This window comes from Kribbella italica, from assembly GCF_014205135.1.
Classification (GTDB): domain Bacteria; phylum Actinomycetota; class Actinomycetes; order Propionibacteriales; family Kribbellaceae; genus Kribbella; species Kribbella italica.
Window position 1 is genome coordinate 3,534,712 of the sequence record NZ_JACHMY010000001.1, and the last position, 21,661, is coordinate 3,556,372.

Sequence of the window (21,661 nt, forward strand, 5' to 3'; positions counted from 1 at the left end):
CCCCCAAGACTTGTTGGGGAGTGAGAACGCGATGGCCGACGACGAGATCAAGGAACTGCGCGCGGTGGCCCACCCGGTCCGGCTGCGGATCATGTCCCTGCTCACCGGTACGGCGATGAGCGCCGCCGAGGTGGCCCGCGAGCTCGACCTCACCCACGCGAACGCGTCGTACCACCTGCGACTGCTGCACGAGTCCAACTCGATCGTCGAGGCCGGCGAGGAACGCATCCGCGGCGGCGTCGCCAAGCGCTACCGCTACCCGCACGAGGACCGTGGACAGCGTCGTCAGACGGTCACCAAGAGCAGGATCCCCGAGCTGCGCGCCCTCGCCCGCGAGCTCGAGCGGCGCCTGCGGCAGCGCAAGCGAACCGGGCGCAACCACTACAGCGACCTCGAGGCGTGGGTGCCGCCCGAGGTCCACGACCGCGTCCGCGCCCTGCTGATGGAGGCTTCGTTGCTGCTGCACGACAACAACCGACCACCCCGTACGCCGGGCACGGTGCACGTCAGCGCCTCCTCCTGGATCTTCGAGATGACCCGCAGGGCGCGATCGTGAACGAGGCCCTCGCCCCGCTTCGCGAGGCGAACTTCCGCTCCTACTGGATGGCCCGCCTGATCGACCGGGCCGGTACGACGATGGCCGGCGTCGCGCTCGCGTTCGCGGTGCTCCACGTCAGCGACTCCCCCGGCGCCCTCGGCACGGTGCTGGCCGCCCACAGCATCCCGATGGTCGTGTTCCTGCTGGCCGGCGGCGTGATCGCCGACCGGTTCGGCCGGACGCTGGTGATCCAGGCGACGAACGTCATCTCCGGTCTCAGCCAGCTCGCGATCGCCGGTCTGGTGATCACCGGCACCGCCGAGATCTGGTACCTCGTCGTGCTCACCGCGATCAACGGAACGGCCACCGCGGCCCGGATGCCGGCGCTGGCCGGCATCCTCCCCCAGCTCGTCCCGCGCGACCAGTTCAAGGCGGCGAACCTCGTCGTCGCCGTCCCCGAGAACGCCCTGATGGTGCTCGGCCCGGCCCTCAGCGGCGTCCTGGTCGTCGTGGTCGGGCCGGGCTGGGCGCTCGCGGTCGACGGTGCGACGTACCTGCTGGCCGCACTGATCCTGACCCGCGTCCGCATCCCGCGCCCGGCCGAGGGCAAGGTGAGCAAAGGCCTGGTCGCCGATCTGCGCGAAGGCTGGACCTACTTCCGGACGACGACCTGGCTGTGGGCGGTGGTCGCCTCGTTCTCCCTGCTCAACGCGATCACCAGCGGCGCGTTCGACACCCTCGGTCCGGTCCTCGCCACGCAGACCGGCATCGGCGAGGCCGGCTGGGGACTGATCCGCTCGGCCCAGGCGGTCGGGTACCTGGTGTGCTCGCTGATCCTGATCCGGCTCGCGTTCCGCCGGCCGCTGCGCTGGGGCATGCTCGCGGTGGCCCTGTCGGGCGTACCGCTGCTCGTGCTCGGGTTCGAGCCGCTGCTCGTGACGGCGATGCTGGCGACGTTCGTGGCCGGGATCGGCAGCCAGATCTTCAACCTGGGCTGGGATCTGGCCATGCAGGAGCACGTCCCGGAGGAGATGCTGTCGCGGACCTACTCGTACGACATGCTCGGCTCGTTCGTGGCGATCCCCATCGGCCAGCTGGCGTTCGGCCCGCTGGGCCTGGCCGTCGGCATCCAGCCGGTGATGATCGTCGCCGGTTTCGCGTACGTCGTCATCGCGCTGATCCCGCTGGCGTCACGCTCGGTCCGCGACCTTCCCCGCGCGACGGCAGCGGCGGACGAAACGATCAACGGATGAGGCAGCCCCGACGGCAGCTCAGCGCAGCCCGGTCGGCCGTGTCTGCGCGAGCGTCAGCAGCCGGTCGACCAAGGCCGGGTAGTCCAGCCCGGACGCCGCCCACAGCCGCGGGAACATGCTGGTCGGCGTGAACCCGGGCATCGTGTTGATCTCGTTGATCACCACGCGGCCGTCGCCGTCCAGGAAGAAGTCGACCCGCGCCAGCCCTTCGGCCTCGATCGCGTCGAACGCGGTCAGCGCCTTCGCGCGGATCTCGGCCACCACCTCGTCCGGCAGCTCGGCCGGCACCGACAGCGCCGTGTACTCCTCGCCCTCCGGCAGGTACTTGGTCTCGAAGTCGTAGAAGTCGTGTCCACCACCGGAGATCGCGATCTCACCACAGACACTCGCCTCGGGCAGCCCGCCGTTCAGCCCACCGAGTACGCCGACCTCGATCTCGCGCGGGTTCTTCACCGACGCCTCGACGATCACCTTCGGGTCGTGCGCGCGCGCCTCGGCGATCGCCGCGTCCAGCTCACCGGCGGACGACACCTTGCTGATCCCCAGGCTCGACCCACCGCGGGCCGGCTTCACGAACACCGGGAAGCCCAGCGCCTCGACGGCCGACCGGCAGGCCGCGGGGTCGCGCAGCCAGTCGCGGTCGCGGATCACGACGTACGGACCGACCTCGAGCCCGGCCGCCGCGAAGACGACCTTCATGTAGTGCTTGTCCATCCCGACCGCGCTGGACAGTACGCCGGACCCGACGTACCGGATGTCCGACATCTCCAGCAGGCCCTGCAGCGTGCCGTCCTCACCCCAGGGTCCGTGCAGCAGCGGGAAGACCACGTCGACCTCGCCGAGCGTGCTCGGCACCTGGTCCGGCTCGGAGACGACCAGTTCACGGTCGGCGCCGAACAGCACCGGCGCCGCCGTCACGTCCACCTCCGGGAGCTTGCCGTCGGTGATCGACAGCCGGTCCGGGTCGCCGCTCTCCAGCACCCAGTGTCCGGACGTCGTGATCCCGACCGGCACCACGTCGTACTTGTCCCGGTCGATCGCCTGCAGCACGTTGGCCGCGGTGACGCAGGAAATGGCGTGCTCGCTCGACCGGCCACCGAAAACGACGGCGACGCGGGGCTTGCTTTTTTCGTCCTTCGAGAACTCACTCACCGGCTCGACGATAGCGTCACCGCCGACCGATCCTGACCGGGGTTCGGTAAAGATCCCTTCAGATTGCTGTCAGTAGCGCCCGTTCGGACCGCAGTTCGCGGGGCATGTTCCAGCCCAGGACGGCGCTCACGCGACCGCCGGAAACGTAGTGCGCCAGGAACTTCCGCGCGCCCGGATCGCCTTGTACGACGACCAGTCGCGCATCCGGGGGAACGACGCCGTAGACCTGGATCCGGGCGTCATACTGGTCGGTCCAGAAGTACGGGACCGGATCGAACCCGATGTCCTGCCCGAGGATCCGGCGCGCCGCGCAGACCGCCTGCTCGGTCGCGTTGAACCGGTGCTCCAGCCGCAGCGACACCCCGAACCGCGCGCTGTTCCACCGAGCCACGTCTCCCGCCGCATGCACTCCGGCCGGCGTGTCCTCACAGAGCACACCATCCCCACAAGGCAACTCTGATGTAACCAACCAGTCGGTTAATGGGCGGGTGCCCACCGCAACCAAGACGGCATCCGCCTTCACCACCGACCCGTCCGCCAGCTCGACGCCCTCCACCGCTGACTCCCCGAGCAGCCGGGTCACACCAGACCCACCAAGCACCCGTACGCCGTTCGCCGCGTGCAGCTCGGCGATCATCCAGCCCACCTCAGCCCCCAGCTGCACAGCCATCGGCGCGGGAGCCAGGTCGACCAGCGTCACCTCGCAGCCGAGCTGCCGAGCCGCAGCGGCCGTCTCCGACCCCAGGAAACCGGCACCGACGACTACTACCGCCGAGGCGTCGACCAGCGACTTCCGCAGCGCCACCGCGTCGTCCAGCGTCCGCAGCAGGTGGACGCCGGCCAGGTGATGCCCCTCCCGAAGCTGCAGCGGCTGGACCCCGGTAGCCACGACCAGGTGGTCCCAGCCGACCTCCTCCCCTGTCGCCAGCTCGACGACTCGTCGCGAGAGGTCCAGGCCGGCCGCACGCGACCCGAGTCGCAGGTCGATGCCCTGCTCGGCGTACGTCGTACTGGGGCCGAAGCTGGTGCGCTCGACCGGCCAGCTGCCGAGCAGGACCTGTTTGGACAGCGGCGGGCGGTCGTACGGGAGATGCGGCTCGTCGCCGATCACCGTGATGGCTCCGGCGAAGCCCTCCCTGCGCAGCGTCTGCGCGGTCGTGGAGCCCGCGGCCGAGGCTCCGACGACGACTACACGTTCCATCACTCGCTCAGCGCGATGGCCCGGGCCGGACAGAGCAGGGCGGCCTCGCGGGTCGCGTCGTACTCGTCGGCCAGTGGCTCACGCAGCAGTACGGCGACGCCGTCCTCGTCGCGCTGGTCGAAGACGTCCGGCGCCGCCAGCACGCACTGCCCAGCCGCGACGCAGCCTTCCTGGTCGATCTCGACGTTCATCGGCCGGCCTCCCAGGTCACCGGCAGCTCGGCCAGCCCGTACACCAGCGCGTCGTGCTTGAAGCGGATGTCCTCGAACGGCACCGCCAGCCGCAGCGTCGGGATCCGCCGGAACAGCCGGGTGTAGACCTCGATCAGCTCGACCCGGGCCAGTTGTTGCCCGAGGCACTGATGCGGGCCGAACCCGAAGGCCAGGTGCGCGGACGCCTTGCGGGTCAGGTCGATCCGGTCCGGGTCCGGGAAGACGCTGGTGTCGCGGTTCCCGGCGGTGATCGCGGCGATCAGGTACTCGCCCACCTTGACCGTCTCGTCGCCGATCGGGATGTCGTCGAGCACGTGCCGGAACAGGCCGAACTGCACGACGGTCAGGTAGCGCAGCATCTCCTCGACCGCCGCCGGTGCGATCTCCGGGTGCTCGCGCAGGTGCTCCAGCTGCTCCGGGTCGCGCAGCAGGGCCAGCGTGCTCAGGCCGATCATGTTGGCCGTCGTCTCGTGGCCGGCGATCAAGAGGGTGATGCCGATCGACACCAGCTCGGGCACGGTCAGCGGTGTGCCCTGGTCCTCGGCCCGGGTGATCAGCCGGCTCAGCAGGTCGTCGGCGGAGCGATCCTCCTGCTTCGACCTGACCAGCTCGGCCATGTACTGCTGGAGCTCCTCACTGGTCTCCAGCTGCTCCTCCTGGGTGCGCTTCACCGAGAGCAGCAGCGCCGACCAGTGCTGGAACTGCTCGCGGTCGTCGTACGGGACGCCGAGCAGCTCGCAGATGACCAGCGACGGGATCGGCAGCGCGAACTGCTCGACCAGGTCGACCGGTCCGCCGGCGGCGAGCATCTGGTCGAGGTGCTGCTCGATCAGGTCGACGATCCGCGGCCGGAGCGCCTGCACGCGCTTCACGGTGAACTCGGCGGTCAGCAGGCGGCGCAGGTGGGCGTGGCGCTCGCCGTCGTTCTGCAGGATCGAGCCGGAGTCGACCTCGCGCTCCAGGTCCGCGTGCGGGGACATGTGGGCCGAGGGAGCCGAGCGGGAGCTCAGGTTCGGATTGCTGAGCACCTCGCGGACCTCGTCGTACCGGCTGACGACCCAGGCGTCGATGCCGAGCGGAGTGGACACCTTGGTGGGCTGGTCATCGGCCAGCAGGTCGGCGTACCCGGTGGCGGGGTCGAACGGGCACTCGCTCGGCCGGATGTGTGGAAAGGCAGTCATCGAACCTCCATAATATGACAGTGACTACCATATGACTGTCAGTACTGCTTTTCAAAAGGCAGTACGTTGGGACGATGGGGCTTCGTGAGCTGAAGCGGGAACGCACCCGCCGGCTGATCTCGGACAAGGCTTTCGAGCTGTTCACCGACCACGGCTTCGGCCGGACCACGGTGGAGCAGATCGCCGCCGCGGCGGAGGTCGGGCCGAGCACGCTCTACCGGTACTTCCCGACCAAGGAGACGCTCGTTCTCGAGTTCGTCGAGAACAGCCTGTTCGGCGCGCTCGACTGGTTCCGCGAACAGCCCACCGACCTCGAGGTGCCGGACGCACTGGAACACGTCATCGCCCGGGTCCTCGACCAGATGGAGAGCAACCCCGAGCGCGTCCGCGCGGTCTACGAACTAGCCGGCCAGACGCCGTCCCTGAGCGCCCACCTGACCGACGCGATCTGGCGCTGGCGCAAGGAACTGACCGTCGAACTGGTACGCCGAGGAGCCGGCGACGGCACCCCCTTGACCGCCAAGCTCGCCGCCGGCATCACGATGAACATCATCGAGATCGTCGTAGAAACCTGGGTCGACCACCCCGAGGGCCCCACAGTCAACCAACTCGCCCAAGAAACCCTCCACCTCTTCCGCGACAACGCGATCCCCCTCCCCAGAGCCCCGCGCTGACAGTTGACACAATCCAGGCATGACCTCTGACCTGGATCCGTCCACTGTTGTCGTGCATGCCGGGCGTCCTGAGCGGGTGCCGAACGCGCCGCTCGGTGGGTCGCCTGTGTTCAGCTCGACGTACATCGCCGGCGGTGACCGCGGTTACGGGCGGTTCGACAACGACGCGTGGGCCGCGCTCGAGAAGACCCTGGGCGAGCTCGAAGGTGGTCGTGGTCTGACCTTCGCCTCCGGCATGGCCGCCGCGGCGGCGGTGATGGACCTCGTACCTGTCGGCGGTCTGGTGGTTGCGCCGCAGCACGCTTACAGCGGCGTACTGGGTCTGCTCGACCAGCAGGCAGCGACCGGCCGGTTGAACCTGCAGCGGGTCGACATCGCCGACACCGACGAGGTCTCGGCGGCAGTCGAGAGCGCCGACCTCCTCTGGATCGAGTCGCCGACCAACCCCGCGATGGAGGTCGCCGACCTCCCCGCGCTCTGCGCCGCGGGCCGCGCGGCCGGTGCGCTGGTCGTCGTCGACAACACCTTCGCCACTCCCCTGCTCCAGCGCCCGCTGACCTTCGGCGCCGACCTGGTGATGCACTCGGCGACCAAGTTCATCGCCGGCCACTCCGACGTCGTCCTCGGCGCGATCATCACCGCGAACGACGACCTCTGGACGACCCTGGAGTCCAAGCGCCGCAACCTCGGCGCCATCCCCGGCCCGATGGAGGCCTGGCTCGGCCTGCGCGGCCTCCGCACGCTCGCCCTCCGCCTCGACCGCGCCCAGTCGAACGCCGCCTTCCTCGCCGACCGCCTGCTGGAGCACCCGCGCGTCACCCGCGTCCGCTACCCCGGTCTCCCCGACGACCCCGGCCACGCACGCGCCAAGGCCCAGATGTCCGGCTTCGGCGCCATCCTCGCCATCGAACTCGGCGGCGACGCCGACGGCGCCCAGCGCGTCTGCGAATCCACCAAGCTCTGGGTCCACGCGACCAGCCTCGGCGGCGTCGAGTCCATGCTCGAACGCCGCCGCCGCTGGCCCGCCGAGGTCCCCACGATTCCCGCCGACCTGATCCGCCTGTCCGTCGGCATCGAGCATCCCGCCGACCTCTGGGCCGACCTCGACCAAGCCCTCAAGGCCTAACCCGTACGCCGCCCTAGTCCTTCGGCTTCCGCAGCACCGGCGCGCCGATCACCGTCAGCACGCACAGCACCACCGGCAAGATGAACGCCACGTTCAACGGCATCCAATGCGCCAGCCCACCGATCAGCGCCGGCCCGGCCAGCAACCCGACGTACCCAAGCCCCACGACCCGAGCCATCAACGCCCCCGACGCCCGCGGATCCAAGTTCCCCGCCGCCGTGAACAACTGCGGCACACCCCCGGCCAGCCCGAGCCCGAACAACGCCCACCCGACCAGCGCGACCGCGACCCACGGGCTGACGATCACGATCGTCAACCCGACCGCGGCCAGCGCAGCGCCGTACCGGACGATCGCCATCGCCCCGATCACGGCCGCAACCCGATCCGTGGCAAACCGCCCGATCGTCATCGCGACAGCGAACGCGCCGTACGCATAGGCCGCCGTACTGGTCGAGGTCCCCAGCACGTCACGGAACTGCAGCGCCGCCCAGTCGTTCGCGACACCCTCCGCGAGCATCAGCCCGAAAGCCAACCCACCAAGGGCCCACACCAACTTCGCCGGCGGCTTGCTCGACGGCACGTCATCCTCGTCATGCTCCTCCGGCACCTCCGCCTCGATCAGGAACCGCCCAGTCATCAGCGAGACCACGACGAGCAACGCCCCACAAGCGCCGAGTGTCACCTCGGTCGGTACGTCGGCCCGCAACGTCATCGCCCCGATCAACGCAGCGATCGCCCCGCCGATCGACCACATCGCATGGAACGCCGCCATGATCGGCCGCGGATACGCCCGCTCGACCACCACCGCGTGCGCGTTCATCCCGACGTCCAGCGACCCGTTGGCGAACCCGAGCACCATCAACGTCAGCCCCAGCGTCCACCACGAATCCGTCAGACCAGGCCCGAACAGCGACAACCCGAGCAGCACCCCCGACGCCGGGACCAGCCGACGTTGTCCCACGCGGTCGGCCAACGGCCCGGCCACCTGCATGCCGAGAAACGCAGCGCCACCGAGGACGAGCAGCAGCAGCCCGAGCGTGCTGTGGGTGATCCCCGTCGCGTGCTCGATGTTCGGGATGTGCACGACCCACAGGCCGATGGCGAAGCCGTTGACGCCGAAGTACACCCAGGTCGCGATCCGGGCCGCCCGCGGTGGGGCGGCGACGAGCGTGCTCAAGAGTTCTGGTCCTCTCCGGCCACCTGGACGAGTACGCCGCGCTCGGCCAGCGCGGCTCGCTCGTCCATCGGGGCCGACGGGTCGGTGATGATCAGGTCAGGTCGGTCGGCCGGGCAGACGTAGGCCAGTGCTGCCCGGTCCCACTTCGCGCCGTCGACCAGCGCGATCGAGCGAGTGGCGACGGCGAGCGCCTGCAGCTTCACCTCGGCGTCGCCCAGGTCGAAGGCGGTCAGCCCGCTCTCCAGGCTGAACGCGCACGGACTCAGTACGGCGACGTCGAAGCGCAGCGCGCGCAGCGAGGCCAGCGTCAGCGGCCCGACCAGCGCCTGCTCGCCCTTGCGCGGCTCGCCGCCGGGCAGGAGCAGCCGGATCCCCGGGTTGTCGACGAGCTCGTGCGCGATCTGCAACGACAACGGCATCACCGTCATCGTCCGGCCGCGCAGCTGTCGCGCCACCTCGAGCGCCGTCGTACCGCTGTCGAGAATGATCGAGTCGCCGTCGCGCAACTGGTCGACGGCCGCCGCGGCGATCGCCTGCTTGGCCGCGATGGCAGCCGTCGAGCGCGCGGCGAACGGCGGCTCGACGCCGGCCGGCATCGACGAGACCGCGCCGCCGTGGACGCGCTTCAGCACGCCCTGCGCGGCCAGGTAGTCGAGATCGCGGCGCACCGTCATGTCCGAGGCGCCGGTCAGTTCGACCAGTTCGGCGACCGCGATCCGCGGCGCGCCCTGGAGCCGTTCTACGATGACACGCTGACGCTCGGCACTCTTCACGGCATTGAATCTAACATTTCTTTCTGTGCGTTCAAACATTCCGCCTGTTGATATGGACTCCCCTTGATGATCGACGAGGTTCGGCGCGCCCGCTTCGCGGTGGCTGTCGTGTTCTGCGTGCACGGCGCGGTGACCGGGTCGTTCGCGACCCGCGTGCCGTGGATCCAGGACCACGCCGGCGTGAGCCCGGGTCAGCTCGGCCTGGCCCTCGCGTTCCCCGCACTCGGGGCCGCGATCGCGATGCCGCTGGCCGCGCGCGTCAGTCACCGCTTCGGATCCCGTACGGCGTTGCGCGGGCTGCTCGCGCTCTGGACGCTCGCGCTGATCCTGCCGTCGCTCGCGCCGAACCTGGCCACCCTGTGCGGCGCGCTGTTCGTGTACGGCGCGACCGCGGGCATGGCCGACGTCGTGATGAACGCGATCGGCGTCGAGGTCGAGCACCGGATGGGGAAGTCGATCATGTCCGGCCTGCACGGGATGTGGAGCGTCGGCGCCCTGATCGGCTCCGGGATCGGGACGGTCGCCGCGCACCTCGAGATCAGCGCGCAGCTGCACCACCTGGTGATGGCCGTCGTCCTGACCGCGATCGGCGCGGTCGTCTGCCAGTACGTCCTCAACCTCCACCCGGCCGAGGACGAGGAAGCGCCACCTCGCTTCGCGCTGCCGCCGAAGTCCGCGCTGCTGATCGGTGCCGTCGGTTTCTGCGCGGTCTTCGCCGAGGGCGCGAGCCTGGACTGGTCGGCCGTGTACCTGCAGGACGTGCTGACCACCTCGGCCGGCGTCGCCGCCGGTGCGACGACCGGGTTCGCGCTGACGATGGCCGTTGCCCGGTTGGTGGGCGACGCCGTGGTCGACCGGTTCGGCGCAGTCCGGACGGTCCGCGTCAGCGGGGTGATCGCGACGCTGGGCGGCGTACTCGTCGTACTGGCTCCGCATCCGGCCGCCGCGATGGCCGGCTTCGGGCTGCTCGGTCTGGGCATCGCCGTGGTCGTGCCGCTGGCCTTCGCCGCGGCAGGCAAGGCCGGTCCGAATCCCAGCCAGGCCATCGCCGGCGTCGCCACGGTCACGTACGCGTCCGGCCTGGTCGCGCCGTCGATCATCGGCGGCATCGCGCAGGCCAGCAGCCTGACGCTGTCGTTCATCGTCGTCACCGTCCTAGCGACCGGGCTGGCGCTGTTCGCGCCGGTGCTCGCACCTCGGCGTACGGTCACTGACTCTGTTTGACCGTCTCGATCAGCGCGTACGACGCGCGCGCGGCCGCGTCCGGATCGGCGGCGGCGATCGCCTCGAAGACGTCGAGGTGGGCCGCACGTAGCTGCGGGTGCTCGGGGAAGCTCGCGGACTGCTCGATCGACTCGACCAGGAGATCGCCGATCGCGTCGTACAGGCGGAGCAGGAGAGGGTTCCCGGACGCCTCGACGACACCGCGGTGGAACGCGGTGTCGGCGACGACGAAGGCGTCCAGATCGCTCGCGTCATGGGCGGCGTCGCGGGCCTCGAGGGCAGCGATCAGCCCCTTGATCCGGCCGGCACTCGGACGTCCCGCGGCCAGCCGGGCAGCCGCCGCCTCGATCCCCGCGCGAGCATCGAAGACGTAGTCGAGCTCGGACAGCTCGTCCCGCAGCAGTACGCCGCTGATCTCGTCGGTCGCCAGCACATAGGTGCCGTCCCCCACCCGCGGCTCCAGCAGCCCGGTCAGACTCAACGACCGCAGCGCCTCCCGAACAGTCCCGCGACTGACCCCGAGCTCCGTCGCGAGCTGGTTCTCCCCCGGGATCCGCTCCCCCCGAGGCCACTCCCCGGACTCGATCAACCCCCGGAACTGCTCCGAGACCTGGACCACCAACGGCACCTGCCGTACCAATGACATACTGTAAATGTAGGACATCTACAGACCGAAGGAAAGAAGCCACCGTGCCCTCGCCCGCCGGATCCCCCCAAGTCGTTGCGGCTCGACAGGCCTCACCGCTCGTCATCGCGACCGCCTTCGTCGTCGCCCTCAGCCTTCGGCCGGCGTTGACGGCCGTCGGCCCGGTCCTCCCGCGGATCGGCGTCGACCTGCAACTCGGCGAAGGCATGCTCGGCCTGCTCGGCACGCTCCCGCTGCTGGCCTTCGCCTTCGCGTCGCCGCTCGTCCATCTGCTCTCCCGCCGCTTCGGGATGGAGCGGACGGTCTTCGTCTCCCTGCTCGTCCTCGCCGTCGGTACGGCGGCCCGCCCGTACACCGGCCTGGCCGGCCTGTGGATCGGCACGGTCGTGGTCGGCGCCGCGATTGCCGTCGGCAACGTGCTGGTCCCGGTGATCCTCAAGCGCGACTACGCCGCCAACGTGTCCCGCGCGACCGGCGTCTACACCGCGTTCATCACCGGCGGCGCCGCGATCGCCTCGCTCGTCGCCGTACCGATCGCCAACGCCGCAGGCTGGCGGCTCGCACTCGCGATCTGGGGCGGTCTCGCCGTACTGGTCGCTCTCGTTTGGCTCCCGCGCACGATCTCGCCTGCGCCTGTCCCACCAGCGCCGACGACAGACGAGGCACCGCCGGTCAGCGTCTGGCGGCAGCCGATGGCGTGGCTGGTCACGTTCTACATGGGCCTGCAGTCGACGAGCTTCTACCTGCTCGTGAACTGGCTGCCGACCATCGAGATCTCGACCGGCGTCTCCGAGCGGACCGCCGGCGTGCACATCTTCCTGTTCCAGGTCTTCGGCCTGATCGGCGGCCTCAGCATCCCGTGGCTGATGAAGCACCCGACCAACCAGCGCCCAGGCACGATCACCGCAAGCTTGCCGATCCTGATCGCCCTGCTCGGCCTCCTGCTGCTCCCCCAGCTCGCGCTGCTCTGGGTGGTACTCGCAGGGCTCGGCCAAGGCGCCGCCCTGGTCGCAGCACTCTCGCTGATCAGCATCCGCGGCCGCAGTCACCACGAGACGACCCAGCTGTCCGGCATGGCCCAAGCCGTCGGCTACCTGCTGGCAGCCGGCGGCCCAGTCGCCGCCGGCCTGATCACCGAACACACCGGCGGCTGGGACGCCGCCCTGATCGTCTTCGCCGCCCTGGCGGCGATCCAGCTGGCCCTGGGCGTCGCCGCCGGCCGCGACTACCGCTGACAACCTCGTCGCCCGCGCTCGCACACGGCACCGAGCACCAGTCGGCGCCAACTACTTGTAGGCCTTCACCTACAAGTAGTTCGCCCGTCGCAGCTACTTGTCCGTCGCTGCTCCCACCTACAAGTAGTTCGCCCGTCGCAGCTACTTGTCCGTCGCTGCTCCCACCGACAAGTAGTCGCCGCCGACTGACTACTTGTCCGTCGCGAACGCCGCGTCGAAGGCGGCTTCCGGCTTGTCGAACGCCAGGTTGCGAATCACGTTCACAGCCTCCGCGGCTCCGACCTTGCGCTCCATCCCCGCGTCCTCCCACTCGACCGAGATCGGCCCGGCGTACCCGATCGAGTTGAGCACGCGGAAGCAGTCCTCCCAGTTCACGTCCCCGTGACCGGTGGAGTAGAAGTCCCAGCCGCGCCGCGGGTCACCCCACGGCAGGTGCGAACCGAGCCGGCCGTTGCGCCCGCCGCCGGTCCGCATCCGGGTGTCCTTGCAGTCCACGTGGTAGATCCGGTCCTTGAAGTCCCACAGGAACGCGACCGGGTCGATGTCCTGCCACACCATGTGCGACGGGTCCCAGTTCAGCCCGAACGCCTCGCGGTGCCCGATCGCCTCCAGCGCGAGCGTCGTCGTCCAGTAGTCGTACGCGATCTCCGACGGGTGCACCTCGTGCGCGAACCGCACGCCCTCGGCGTCGAACACGTCGAGGATCGGGTTCCACCGGTCGGCGAAGTCCTGGTACCCGGCGTCGATCCGCTCGGCCGGGACCGGCGGGAACATCGCGACGTACTGCCAGATCGACGAGCCGGTGAAGCCGATCACCGTGTCGACGCCGAGCTTCGCCGCGGCCCGCGCGGTGTTCTTCAGGTCGTCGGCCGCCCGCTGCCGGACCCCCTCGGCGTCACCGTCGCCCCAGACCCGGCCGGGCACGATCGCCTGGTGCCGGAAGTCGATCGGGTCGTCGCAGACCGCCTGGCCGACCAGGTGGTTCGAGATCGCCCAGACCTTGAGGTTGTACTTGTCCAGGATGTCCTTGCGGGTCTGGACGTAGTTCGGGTCGTCGATCGCCTGCTGGACGTCGAAGTGGTCACCGGAGCAGGCGATCTCGACGCCGTCGTAGCCCGCCGACGAGGCGAACTCGCAGACCTCTTCGAACGGCAGGTCGGCCCACTGGCCGGTGAACAGGGTGATCGGGCGTGGCATCCGCGGTGCTCCTCAGGGTGAAGGGATCTTGTACGGCGTACTTAGGCCTCGACGTCCACCCACGCGGAGCCGGCCGCAGCCGACCGGAGGACGGCGTCGACCAAGCGGGCAGACCGTGCGCCGGCGGCGAAGTCCGGAAGTCCGTCCGGACGGTCGCCACCGCGCACGGCCGCGTAGGTGTCCGCGACGAACGAGTCGAACGCGTCCTGGTAGCCCTGGGCGTGACCGGCGGGCAGCCGGTTCACGCGGGCCGCCGGCGGGCTCAACGTGTCGGGGTCGCGGGTGAGCAACTGGCTGGCGGCCCGGTGGCCGACCCAGAGGCGGTCCGGGTCCTCCTGGTCGAAGCCGTAGCTCGACTCGGTGCCGGAGACCTCCAGGTACAGGCGGTTCTTGCGACCGGCCGCGACCTGGCTGACCACGACCGTGCCGACCACTCCGGCCTCGGTGCGGAACTGTGCCGTCGCCAGGTCCTCGGTCTTGACGTCCACGCCGCCGCGCTGCGACCGAACGGTCCGGGTCTGCGCGCTGACCGCGGCGATCCGGTCGCCGGTGACGAACTCGGTCAGGTCGCACCAGTGCGAACCGATGTCGGCGAAGGTCCGCGACGGCCCACCGGCCGCGTCGTCGACGCGCCAGTTGTCGTCGTCCGCACCGGCCAGCCAGTCCTGCAGGTAGCTGCCGTGCAGGCTGGTGACCATCCCGGCGTCGCCGGCCGCGATCCGGGTCCGCAGCTCGCGGACCATCGGGTGGTAGCGGTAGACGAACGGCACGGTGGCGACCAGCCCGGCCTCCTGCGCGGCCGCGACGAGTCCGGCGGCGTCCTGCGCGCTCGTAGCCAAGGGCTTCTCGCAGATGACGTGCTTGCCGGCCTCGAGCGCCTTCAGGGTCACCGGGAGGTGCGTGCTGTTCGGCGTACAGACGTGGACGAGATCGAGGTCCGCGGCCAGCAGGTCGTCGAGAGTCTCGAAGCCCTCCTCGGCTCCGGTCGCCTCGGCCGCGGCCTTCGCGCGCTCCGGGCTCGAGCTGACCGCGCCGACGATCCGCGCGCCACCGACGAGCGCTGATCGGCCGTGCACCCGGCCCATGAAGCCGCCACCGATGATTCCGACCCTGAGCTTGTCTGTGGACACGCTCGGGACGCTATGTGACACTTTTGAACCCTGTCAAGCAAAAGTCCGCCGACCAACCGACGAAAGTGCACCGATGACCGACCCCAGCAGCAGCACCGCTGCCGCGTCCGCGGGCGCGGCCGACGCGGCGCCGCCGGATCCGCTGCTGCGGTTGCTGCTCGACGGGCAACCGCGGACCCGCGCCGAGCTGATCGACCTCAGCGGTCTGGCCCGGTCGACGGTGACCGGTCGGATCGAGGCGCTGCTGGCCACCGGACTCGTCGTACCGTCCGGTGAAGCGGCGTCGACCGGCGGCCGCCCGCCGGCCCGCTTCCGCTTTAACCCGTCGGCGCGACTCGTCCTGGCCGCGGACGTCGGCGCGACCCATCTCTCGGTCGCCCTCACCGATCTGACCGGCGCGATGATCGGCAGCCAGACGCTCCCGCTCAACATCGCCGAGGGACCCGAGACCGTCCTCGGCGCGATCGTCCGCGCCGGCCGTTCGTTGCTGGCTGCTGCCGGCCGCTCCCCCGCCGACCTGGCCGGCACCGGCGTCGGCCTGCCCGGCCCGGTCGAGCACCGCACCGGCCGCCCGAACCACCCGCCGATCATGCCCGGCTGGGACTCGTACGACGTCGTCGCGCGTCTCAGCGCCGACCTCCCCGGCCCGGTGCTGGTCGACAACGACGTGAACATCATGGCGCTCGGCGAGCACAGTACGGCGTACCCGGAGGTCGAGCACCTGCTCTTCGTGAAGGTCGCCACCGGTATCGGCGCCGGCGTCATCAGCGGCGGCCGCCTGCACCGCGGCGCGCAAGGCGCGGCCGGCGACATCGGCCACGTACAAACCCCCGGCCGCACCAACCGCTGCCGCTGCGGCAACACCGGCTGCCTGGAAGCCGTAGCCTCCGGCACCGCCATCGCTGCTGAATTGTCCTCGTCCAACATTCCGGCCAGTTCGAGCCGCGACGTCGTCGACCTGGTCCGCTCCGGCAATCCCACGGCTACTCAACTGGTCCGTCAGGCCGGCCGTGAGATCGGTTCGGTCCTCGCGACCGCGGTCAGCCTGCTCAACCCGTCGGTCATCGTGGTCGGCGGTTCACTCTCGCTCGCCGGCGACAGCCTCCTGGCCGGCATCCGCGAGACCATCTACGCCAGATCGTTGCCCCTGGCCACCACCGAGCTCCGGGTCGTCCCCTCCCGGACCGGTACCCAGGGCGCCCTCCACGGCGCCGCCGCCCTGGTACTGCAGCACACCCTCACGACCTGACGGGATCATCCCCAGCGTTCGGACTTCGCCGAGCGCGAGACCAGGCTGAACAGCATGTCCTTCGGCGTCATCTCCCCCGCGACCACCTTGGTGACGTGCTCGGCGATCGGCATCTCCACGTCGTGGTGATGCGCCAGCTCGCTGATCGACGAGCAGGACTTCACGCCCTCCGCGACCTGCCGCGTGGCACCGGCGATCTCGGCGACCGTCATCCCCTGCCCCAGCTTCTCGCCGAACGTCCGGTTCCGCGACAGCGGCGACGAGCAGGTCGCGACCAGATCGCCAAGACCCGCCAAGCCCGAGAACGTGTGCTCGTCAGCACCGAGCACCGCCCCGAGGCGCGCGGTCTCGGCCAGCCCCCGCGTGATCACCGACGCCCGCGCGTTGTCACCGAAGCCGAGCCCGACCGCCATCCCGACCGCCAGCGCGATCACGTTCTTCGTCGCGCCGCCGAGCTCACACCCGACGACGTCGTTGTTCGTGTACGGGCGGAACACCGGCGAGTGGCACAGCTTCTGCAGCCGCGTCGCCGTCCCCTCGTCGGCACACGCGACGACCGCCGCGGCCGGTTGTCCCTCGGCGATCTCGCGGGCCAGGTTCGGACCGGAGACGACCGCGATCCGCTCCGGCCCGGCGCCGGTCAGCTCGGCGATCACCTCGGACATGCGTTTCGTCGTACCGACCTCGACGCCCTTCATCAGGCTGACCAGCGGCACCGCGGGCGGCAGCACGCCGGCCCAGTCGCGCAGGTTGTCCCGCAACGACTGGCTCGGTACGGCGAGCACGATCGCCTCGGCGCCGTCGGCCGCGGCGGCCGGGTCGTGGGTAGCGGTGATCGCCTCGGGCAGCACCAGCCCCGGCAGGTAGTCCGGGTTCTCGTGCCGGCTGTTGATCGCCGCGCACAACGACTCCCGGCGCCCCCACACCGACACCTGGTTCCCCGCGTGAGCCAGCACGGTCGCGAACGCCGTACCCCAGGAACCTGCCCCGAACACCGCTACTTTGGTCATTCGTTCTCCTCCTCGGCCTTGGCCTTGCGCAGGTCGAACAGTTCCTTCGGCGGGGTCTGCCCGCGCAGCTCGCCGAGCCCGGCGGCGACCGTCTTCATGATCGCCTCGGTTGCCTCGTGCAACAGCTCGTTGGTGATCGGCTGCCCGCGGAACGCGTCCAGGTCGACCGGCGGACCGGCCTTCACCAACATCCTCTTGCGCGGCAGCAGCCCGATCCGGAGCTTCTTGCCGTACGAGTGGAAGACCTCCTGGGCACCCCAGTTCGCGATCGGGATCACCGGGCAGCCGGTCATCAGCGCGATCCGGGCCGCGCCGGTCTTGCCGGTCATCGGCCACAGCTCCGGGTCCCGCGTGATCGTGCCCTCGGGGTAGACGCCCACGCACTCACCCCGCTCCACGGCGGCGACCGCGTCGCGGAACGCGTCGGAGGCCTGCGCGGACTCGCGGTAGACCGGGATCTGCCCGGCCGCGGTGATGATCCGCCCCGCGATCGGCAGCTTGAACAGCGACGCCTTGCCGAGCAGCCGCGGGATCCGCCGGCACTCCCAGATGTAGAAGCCGAGCACGAACGGGTCGAAGTGCGAGATGTGGTTCGTCACGAACACCACCCCACCGGTCCGCGGCATGTTCTCCCGGCCCTGGAAATCGGGCTTGGTGAAGACCAGCATGAACGGCTTGACCAGCGCCACCACCAGCCCGAACCAGAACCCGCGCGGCGGGCGTGGATCGTGTCCCGGGCTCGTCACTGCTGCCTCCTGTGCGTCGTCCCCGTACGTCATGGAAGAATCTTGCCTGATGGAAGACGTACAGGTCGCTCCCTGGATCCTGGTGGTCCCGGTGAAGCGTACGGCGATCGCGAAGAGCCGGCTCGCTGCGGCCTACCCCCAGCACCGTCCGGAGCTCGCGCGCGCCTTCGCGGCCGACACCGTCGAGGCCGCGCTGGCGTCGCCGCTGGTGCGGACCGTCCTGGTCGTCACCGACGACCCACAGGTCGCCACCGACGTGACCGCGGCCGGCGCCCGCGTCGTACCGGACCTGCCTGCCATCGGTTTGAACGAAGCCCTCGAGCATGGTGCTGCCGCCGCGGCTGCCGAGTTCCCCGAAGCCGGCATCGCGGCGCTCTCCGCCGATCTCCCCACCCTGCGTCCTGACGAACTGACTGCTGCTCTCGCCGCCTGCGTCGCCGACCGCAGCTTCGTCATCGACCAACCAGGCACCGGTACGACGATGCTCGCGGCCGCCCCCGGCGTCCCCCTCGATCCCCGCTTCGGCGTCGGATCCGCGTTGGCCCACCAGGCCTCGGGCGCCGTACCGCTCGACCTCGCGATCCCTTCCGTACGCCGCGACGTCGACACCGCCGCCGACCTCGCGGACGCCGTACAACTCGGCGTCGGCCCGCGCACAGCCGAGGTGATGTCGATCGTCCTCGGCGCCGTGATCGGCTCCGAAGGTCTCGCCTGTTAGTGCAGGGTGATGAAGTGCACCGCGGTGATCGCGATCCCGTGGCCTGATCCACTGGTCTCGACGCGGACCCGCTGACCGACGCGGAGGAAGCGCACCGGCGTACCGGCCAGCTCGTCGGCACTGAACGGCAGCTCGACCCCGGTGTCGGTCAAGACCGCCCCGGACTTGGACGCGTCGTCGTAACGGCTCACGGTCGCCTGCATGCCCCCACGCTAGGCCATCCGGCACGATCCCGCGCCGTCCCCACCTCCACTCCGATCCGGATACGTCGTCCTCGGCCACGGCCATCACGAACTGGACACCGACCCACTGCCGCCGTACGTGGCCTCACGCCAAACCAACAACCGGCCGGAGCGGCCTCAGCCCACGCTGACCTCTCCGGCCGCATCGCAAGCGACCTCAGGTCCCGGGAGAAGTACCCGGGAGGTTGCCGACGACATCATTCCGGCCACAGCTCTTTCACCTCCGGACACGGCGAAGGCCGGTCGCCCCTGGAGTGAGGAGACCGGCCTTCGCTGGTGTTTCGGTGCTGCAGTGCTGAAGGTCAGCGAGCCGAGGCGCGCTTGGCCGGAGCCTTCTTGGCGGGGGCCTTCTTGGCCGGCGCCTTCTTGGCAACGGTGGCCTTCTTGACCGGGGCCTTCTTGGCAACGGTCTTGGCCGGGGCCTTCTTCGCCGGAGCCTTCTTGGCGACCGTCTTGGTGGCAGCGGCCTTGGCCGGCGCCTTCTTGGCGGCGGTCTTGGTCGCGGCAGCCTTGGCCGGAGCCTTCTTGGCCGCGGTCTTGGCCGGAGCGGCCTTCTTGGCCGGAGCGGCTGCCTTGGTGGCGGTCGCGGCCGGCTTCGGGGCCACCAGCTTCGGCAGCTTCTTCGCACCGGAGACAACGGCCTTCAGCTCCGCACCCGCGCGGAACTTCGGAACCACGGTCTTCTTGGCACGCTTGGTCTCGCCGGTCCGCGGGTTGCGAACCATGCGGGCACCGCGCTCGATGGCCTCGAAGGCACCGAACCCGGTGATGGCGACCTTGCCGCCCTTCTTGGTCAGCTCGCGCTGGACGGTGTCGATGACCGACTCCAGGGCGTGCTGGGCCGAACGGCGATTTCCGTCGAAGTGCACTGCGAGCGCTTCGACCAACTGGCTCTTGTTCACTGTCTTCCCTCCGTGAACGATGGCGTCGAGCACAGCGCTCGATCTCACGTGAACGTTATGGACTCAACAGGCCGTTCACAAACACCAACGCGGCAATTCGGCCTTGTTTTGGGCGATTTGGCCCCGATTTGGCCCCCAAACACCCCGATCGGGCCCTGGGATTCCCTTCTGAGCAACGATCCGGCGACCAACGGTGACCCCGGCCACGACCCCTTCGAGGGTGCTCAGCGGCGCTTTCCGCGCAGTGATCGCAGGCCCGACTGGGCGGTGTCGAGCCCGCGGGTGACCGCGCTGTCGCCCTTGCGCCGGCGCAGGGTCTGGCTGATCTTGCCCAGCAACCACTCCACCAGCGGTACGGCGATCGCCAGCACGGCCCACATGATCAGCCGCCGGCGCAGGAACAGCCACATCTTTGCCTCCAAGGTCTCAGGTGTCTCGAAGACTAGGGGGTGTCTCCCGATTCCTGCCGTAGCGAGCAGGTGCTCGGCGCGGTAGCTCGGTGTGCTGGCGTGAAGGCCTCGATGTTTTTCCATCGTGGTCTTTGCGCCAGTGCGCCGAGGTGCCGTGCCGAGTGCCGCGCAGTAGGCAGGAATCGGGAGACACCCCCTAGGTGCCCGCGACAGATTTCGCCGGGATGTTTCAGAGCCAGCCGCGGCGCTTGAAGACCTGGTGCAGGCTGCCGCAGACCAACGCCATCAGGCCGACCGCGAACGGGTAGCCCCACTGCCAGTGCAGCTCCGGCATCACGTCGAAGTTCATCCCGTACACGGTCCCGATCAGCGTCGGCGCGAACAGGATCGCCGCCCACGCGGAGATCCGCTTCACCTCTTCGTTCTGCGCGTTGCTGGCGACGGTGAGGGACTTCATCTCCTCGTTCTGCTGCTGGGCCACCAGGGTCGCGTTGACGGTCAGGATGTCGCGCAGCAGTTCGCGGAAACCGTCCACCCGCTCGACCACCTGGGTGACGTGGTCGGCGACGTCGCGCAGGGAGCGCTGCAGTTCCTGGTCGACGCCGTACTTGTCGAACCCGGCGCGCAACGAGTCCAGCATCCCGATCAACGGCCGGGTCGCGCGCTGGAACTCGATCACCTCACGGGACAGCTCGTAGATGCGCCGCGACACCTTCGGGTCGCCGCGGAACACCTCGGTCTCGATCTCGTCGATGTCGTTCTCCAGCCCCGCGACCACCGGCGCGTACCCGTCGACGACCTTGTCCATGATCGCGTAGAGCACCGCCTCGGTCCCTTGCCGCAGCAGCTCCGGATCGCGCTCCACGCGACGCCGTACGGCGGCCAGGTTCGGCGCTTCGGCGTGCCGGACCGTCACCACGAAGTCCGGCCCCACGAACACGTGCACCTCGCCGAACTCGACCTCCTCGGTCGCGTCCCGGTACCGCGCGGCCTTCAGGACGACGAACAACGTGTCGCCGTACCGCTCGAGCTTCGGCCGCTGGTGGGCCTGGATCGCGTCCTCGATCGCCAGCTCGTGCAGGTCGAACTCCTGCGCCAGCGACATCAGCTCGCGCCGGTCCGGCCGGTACAACCCGATCCACGCCAAGCTCCGCGGCGCTTCGTGCAGCACCTGGTAGGTATCGGCCAACGACTCCGGCGACGCGACCCGGCGTCCGTCGCAGTAGATCGCGCTGTCGACCACACTGTGGCCCTTGGGCTTGCTGTGCACCGGGTGCTCGGCGGCCGGCTCGATCGCTTCAGGAGCAGGCGCGGCCAGCCCTCCGGCGTACCGGCGAGCAGCGGCCCGCAACGACGGCGTACGGCCGAAAGCACGAAGGGTGCGCAGACGCAGGTCGGACATGAGTCCTCCAGGGGTTGTTGCAGACGGGGAGACGACGTCTGCCCGACCCCCGCGGCCCAAAGCCGCGCACCACAACACACTCCCGGCTTCACTGCACAGGAGCGGCTGACCTGGAAGAGGAGTTAGTTGCCTCGAGGCCGAGCGAGATCGGTATGTCTGGAGGGGTCACTGGTCATCAGCGCCTCACCTCCTCGATCTCGAATACCTGCCAACGACAACTCCGCCAGGGTAACACCCGAGTTATGTACTTGATATCCCACGCG

Annotated in this window: 23 protein-coding genes; 8 read left to right on the forward strand and 15 right to left on the reverse strand. The window is 69.8% G+C overall.

The annotated features are described in order from the left end of the window. Positions 1-31: 31 nt before the first annotated feature. Together HDA39_RS16335 and HDA39_RS16340 are read left to right on the forward strand one after the other, a co-directional pair. Positions 32-556, forward strand: coding sequence for an ArsR/SmtB family transcription factor (locus tag HDA39_RS16335; protein ID WP_184796062.1), 525 nt, complete (start codon positions 32-34; stop codon positions 554-556). Next, positions 553-1,791 (forward strand): MFS transporter, encoded by a 1,239-nt coding sequence (locus tag HDA39_RS16340; protein ID WP_337925766.1) that lies wholly within the window; start codon positions 553-555, stop codon positions 1,789-1,791. Before HDA39_RS16335 ends, HDA39_RS16340 begins: the two co-directional genes overlap by 4 nt. Before the next feature lie 18 nt (positions 1,792-1,809). Here the strand turns inward: HDA39_RS16340 and HDA39_RS16345 are convergent, their stop codons facing one another. The 4 genes from HDA39_RS16345 to HDA39_RS16360 are packed head-to-tail and all read right to left on the reverse strand — an operon-like array spanning position 1,810 to position 5,537. Next, a complete protein-coding gene (locus tag HDA39_RS16345) occupies positions 1,810-2,943 on the reverse strand; it encodes a D-alanine--D-alanine ligase (RefSeq protein WP_184796063.1) in 1,134 nt (377 codons plus the stop codon). Between the two features lie 58 nt (positions 2,944-3,001). Then, positions 3,002-4,144 carry an NAD(P)/FAD-dependent oxidoreductase gene (locus HDA39_RS16350; RefSeq protein ID WP_184796064.1) on the reverse strand — a complete coding sequence of 381 codons (1,143 nt, stop codon included), beginning with the start codon at positions 4,142-4,144 and terminating at the stop codon, positions 3,002-3,004. Then, a complete protein-coding gene (locus tag HDA39_RS16355) occupies positions 4,144-4,335 on the reverse strand; it encodes a ferredoxin (protein ID WP_184796065.1) in 192 nt (63 codons plus the stop codon). The genes HDA39_RS16350 and HDA39_RS16355 overlap by 1 nt, the downstream gene beginning before the upstream one ends. Continuing rightward, on the reverse strand, positions 4,332-5,537 hold the full coding sequence (locus HDA39_RS16360; protein WP_184796066.1) for a cytochrome P450: 1,206 nt from the start codon (positions 5,535-5,537) through the stop codon (positions 4,332-4,334). Before HDA39_RS16360 ends, HDA39_RS16355 begins: the two co-directional genes overlap by 4 nt. Before the next feature lie 74 nt (positions 5,538-5,611). On the opposite strand from HDA39_RS16360, the gene HDA39_RS16365 reads away from it, so the two are divergent. Together HDA39_RS16365 and HDA39_RS16370 are read left to right on the forward strand one after the other, a co-directional pair. Continuing rightward, the gene (locus HDA39_RS16365) at positions 5,612-6,211 is read left to right on the forward strand and encodes a TetR/AcrR family transcriptional regulator (protein WP_184796067.1); all 600 of its coding nucleotides are present in this window, start codon (positions 5,612-5,614) and stop codon (positions 6,209-6,211) included. A gap of 19 nt (positions 6,212-6,230) precedes the next feature. Then, positions 6,231-7,337 (forward strand): trans-sulfuration enzyme family protein, encoded by a 1,107-nt coding sequence (locus HDA39_RS16370; protein WP_184796068.1) that lies wholly within the window; start codon positions 6,231-6,233, stop codon positions 7,335-7,337. A gap of 13 nt (positions 7,338-7,350) precedes the next feature. Here HDA39_RS16370 and HDA39_RS16375 read toward each other — a convergent pair whose 3' ends face one another. Both HDA39_RS16375 and HDA39_RS16380 read right to left on the reverse strand, forming a co-directional pair. Continuing rightward, a complete protein-coding gene (locus HDA39_RS16375; RefSeq protein WP_184796069.1) occupies positions 7,351-8,514 on the reverse strand; it encodes an MFS transporter in 1,164 nt (387 codons plus the stop codon). Continuing rightward, positions 8,511-9,287, reverse strand: a complete 777-nt coding sequence (locus tag HDA39_RS16380) for a DeoR family transcriptional regulator (RefSeq protein ID WP_184796070.1) — start codon at positions 9,285-9,287, stop codon at positions 8,511-8,513. The genes HDA39_RS16375 and HDA39_RS16380 overlap by 4 nt, the downstream gene beginning before the upstream one ends. Positions 9,288-9,353: 66 nt before the next feature. Here HDA39_RS16380 and HDA39_RS16385 point away from each other — a divergent pair, with 66 nt between their 5' ends. Then, positions 9,354-10,511: an MFS transporter gene (locus HDA39_RS16385; RefSeq protein ID WP_184796071.1), complete on the forward strand. Its 1,158-nt coding sequence runs from the start codon at positions 9,354-9,356 to the stop codon at positions 10,509-10,511. Here HDA39_RS16385 and HDA39_RS16390 read toward each other — a convergent pair. After that, positions 10,495-11,157: a FadR/GntR family transcriptional regulator gene (locus HDA39_RS16390; protein ID WP_184796072.1), complete on the reverse strand. Its 663-nt coding sequence runs from the start codon at positions 11,155-11,157 to the stop codon at positions 10,495-10,497. The two genes, HDA39_RS16385 and HDA39_RS16390, sit on opposite strands and share 17 nt — an antisense overlap. Before the next feature lie 44 nt (positions 11,158-11,201). On the opposite strand from HDA39_RS16390, the gene HDA39_RS16395 reads away from it, so the two are divergent. Continuing rightward, positions 11,202-12,392, forward strand: coding sequence for an MFS transporter (locus tag HDA39_RS16395; RefSeq protein ID WP_202893016.1), 1,191 nt, complete (start codon positions 11,202-11,204; stop codon positions 12,390-12,392). Positions 12,393-12,581: 189 nt separating this feature from the next. Here HDA39_RS16395 and HDA39_RS16400 read toward each other — a convergent pair whose 3' ends face one another. Both HDA39_RS16400 and HDA39_RS43735 read right to left on the reverse strand, forming a co-directional pair. After that, positions 12,582-13,589, reverse strand: coding sequence for a sugar phosphate isomerase/epimerase family protein (locus HDA39_RS16400; RefSeq protein WP_184796074.1), 1,008 nt, complete (start codon positions 13,587-13,589; stop codon positions 12,582-12,584). 41 nt (positions 13,590-13,630) lie between these two features. Continuing rightward, positions 13,631-14,719: a Gfo/Idh/MocA family protein gene (locus HDA39_RS43735; RefSeq protein ID WP_337925767.1), complete on the reverse strand. Its 1,089-nt coding sequence runs from the start codon at positions 14,717-14,719 to the stop codon at positions 13,631-13,633. 73 nt (positions 14,720-14,792) lie between these two features. On the opposite strand from HDA39_RS43735, the gene HDA39_RS16410 reads away from it, so the two are divergent. Then, a complete protein-coding gene (locus HDA39_RS16410; protein WP_184796076.1) occupies positions 14,793-15,968 on the forward strand; it encodes an ROK family protein in 1,176 nt (391 codons plus the stop codon). A 5-nt stretch (positions 15,969-15,973) separates the two neighbouring features. Here HDA39_RS16410 and HDA39_RS16415 read toward each other — a convergent pair whose 3' ends face one another. Together HDA39_RS16415 and HDA39_RS16420 are read right to left on the reverse strand one after the other, a co-directional pair. Further along, positions 15,974-16,978, reverse strand: coding sequence for an NAD(P)H-dependent glycerol-3-phosphate dehydrogenase (locus HDA39_RS16415; protein ID WP_184796077.1), 1,005 nt, complete (start codon positions 16,976-16,978; stop codon positions 15,974-15,976). Further along, positions 16,975-17,757: a lysophospholipid acyltransferase family protein gene (locus tag HDA39_RS16420; protein WP_184796078.1), complete on the reverse strand. Its 783-nt coding sequence runs from the start codon at positions 17,755-17,757 to the stop codon at positions 16,975-16,977. Before HDA39_RS16420 ends, HDA39_RS16415 begins: the two co-directional genes overlap by 4 nt. Positions 17,758-17,773: 16 nt before the next feature. Between HDA39_RS16420 and cofC the strand changes: the two genes are divergently transcribed. Continuing rightward, positions 17,774-18,442, forward strand: coding sequence for a 2-phospho-L-lactate guanylyltransferase (cofC, locus tag HDA39_RS16425; RefSeq protein ID WP_184796079.1), 669 nt, complete (start codon positions 17,774-17,776; stop codon positions 18,440-18,442). Here cofC and HDA39_RS16430 read toward each other — a convergent pair. The 4 genes from HDA39_RS16430 to corA all read right to left on the reverse strand — a co-directional run bounded on the left by HDA39_RS16430 (position 18,439) and on the right by corA (position 21,398). After that, complete coding sequence (locus tag HDA39_RS16430) at positions 18,439-18,645, reverse strand: hypothetical protein (RefSeq protein WP_184796080.1); 207 nt, start codon at positions 18,643-18,645, stop codon at positions 18,439-18,441. The genes cofC and HDA39_RS16430 overlap by 4 nt on opposite strands. Before the next feature lie 341 nt (positions 18,646-18,986). Then, positions 18,987-19,586 (reverse strand): HU family DNA-binding protein, encoded by a 600-nt coding sequence (locus HDA39_RS16435; RefSeq protein WP_184796081.1) that lies wholly within the window; start codon positions 19,584-19,586, stop codon positions 18,987-18,989. A 224-nt stretch (positions 19,587-19,810) separates the two neighbouring features. After that, a complete protein-coding gene (locus HDA39_RS16440; RefSeq protein ID WP_184796082.1) occupies positions 19,811-19,996 on the reverse strand; it encodes a hypothetical protein in 186 nt (61 codons plus the stop codon). Positions 19,997-20,225: 229 nt separating this feature from the next. Then, positions 20,226-21,398 (reverse strand): magnesium/cobalt transporter CorA, encoded by a 1,173-nt coding sequence (gene corA / locus HDA39_RS16445; RefSeq protein ID WP_184796083.1) that lies wholly within the window; start codon positions 21,396-21,398, stop codon positions 20,226-20,228. Positions 21,399-21,661 lie beyond the last annotated feature (263 nt).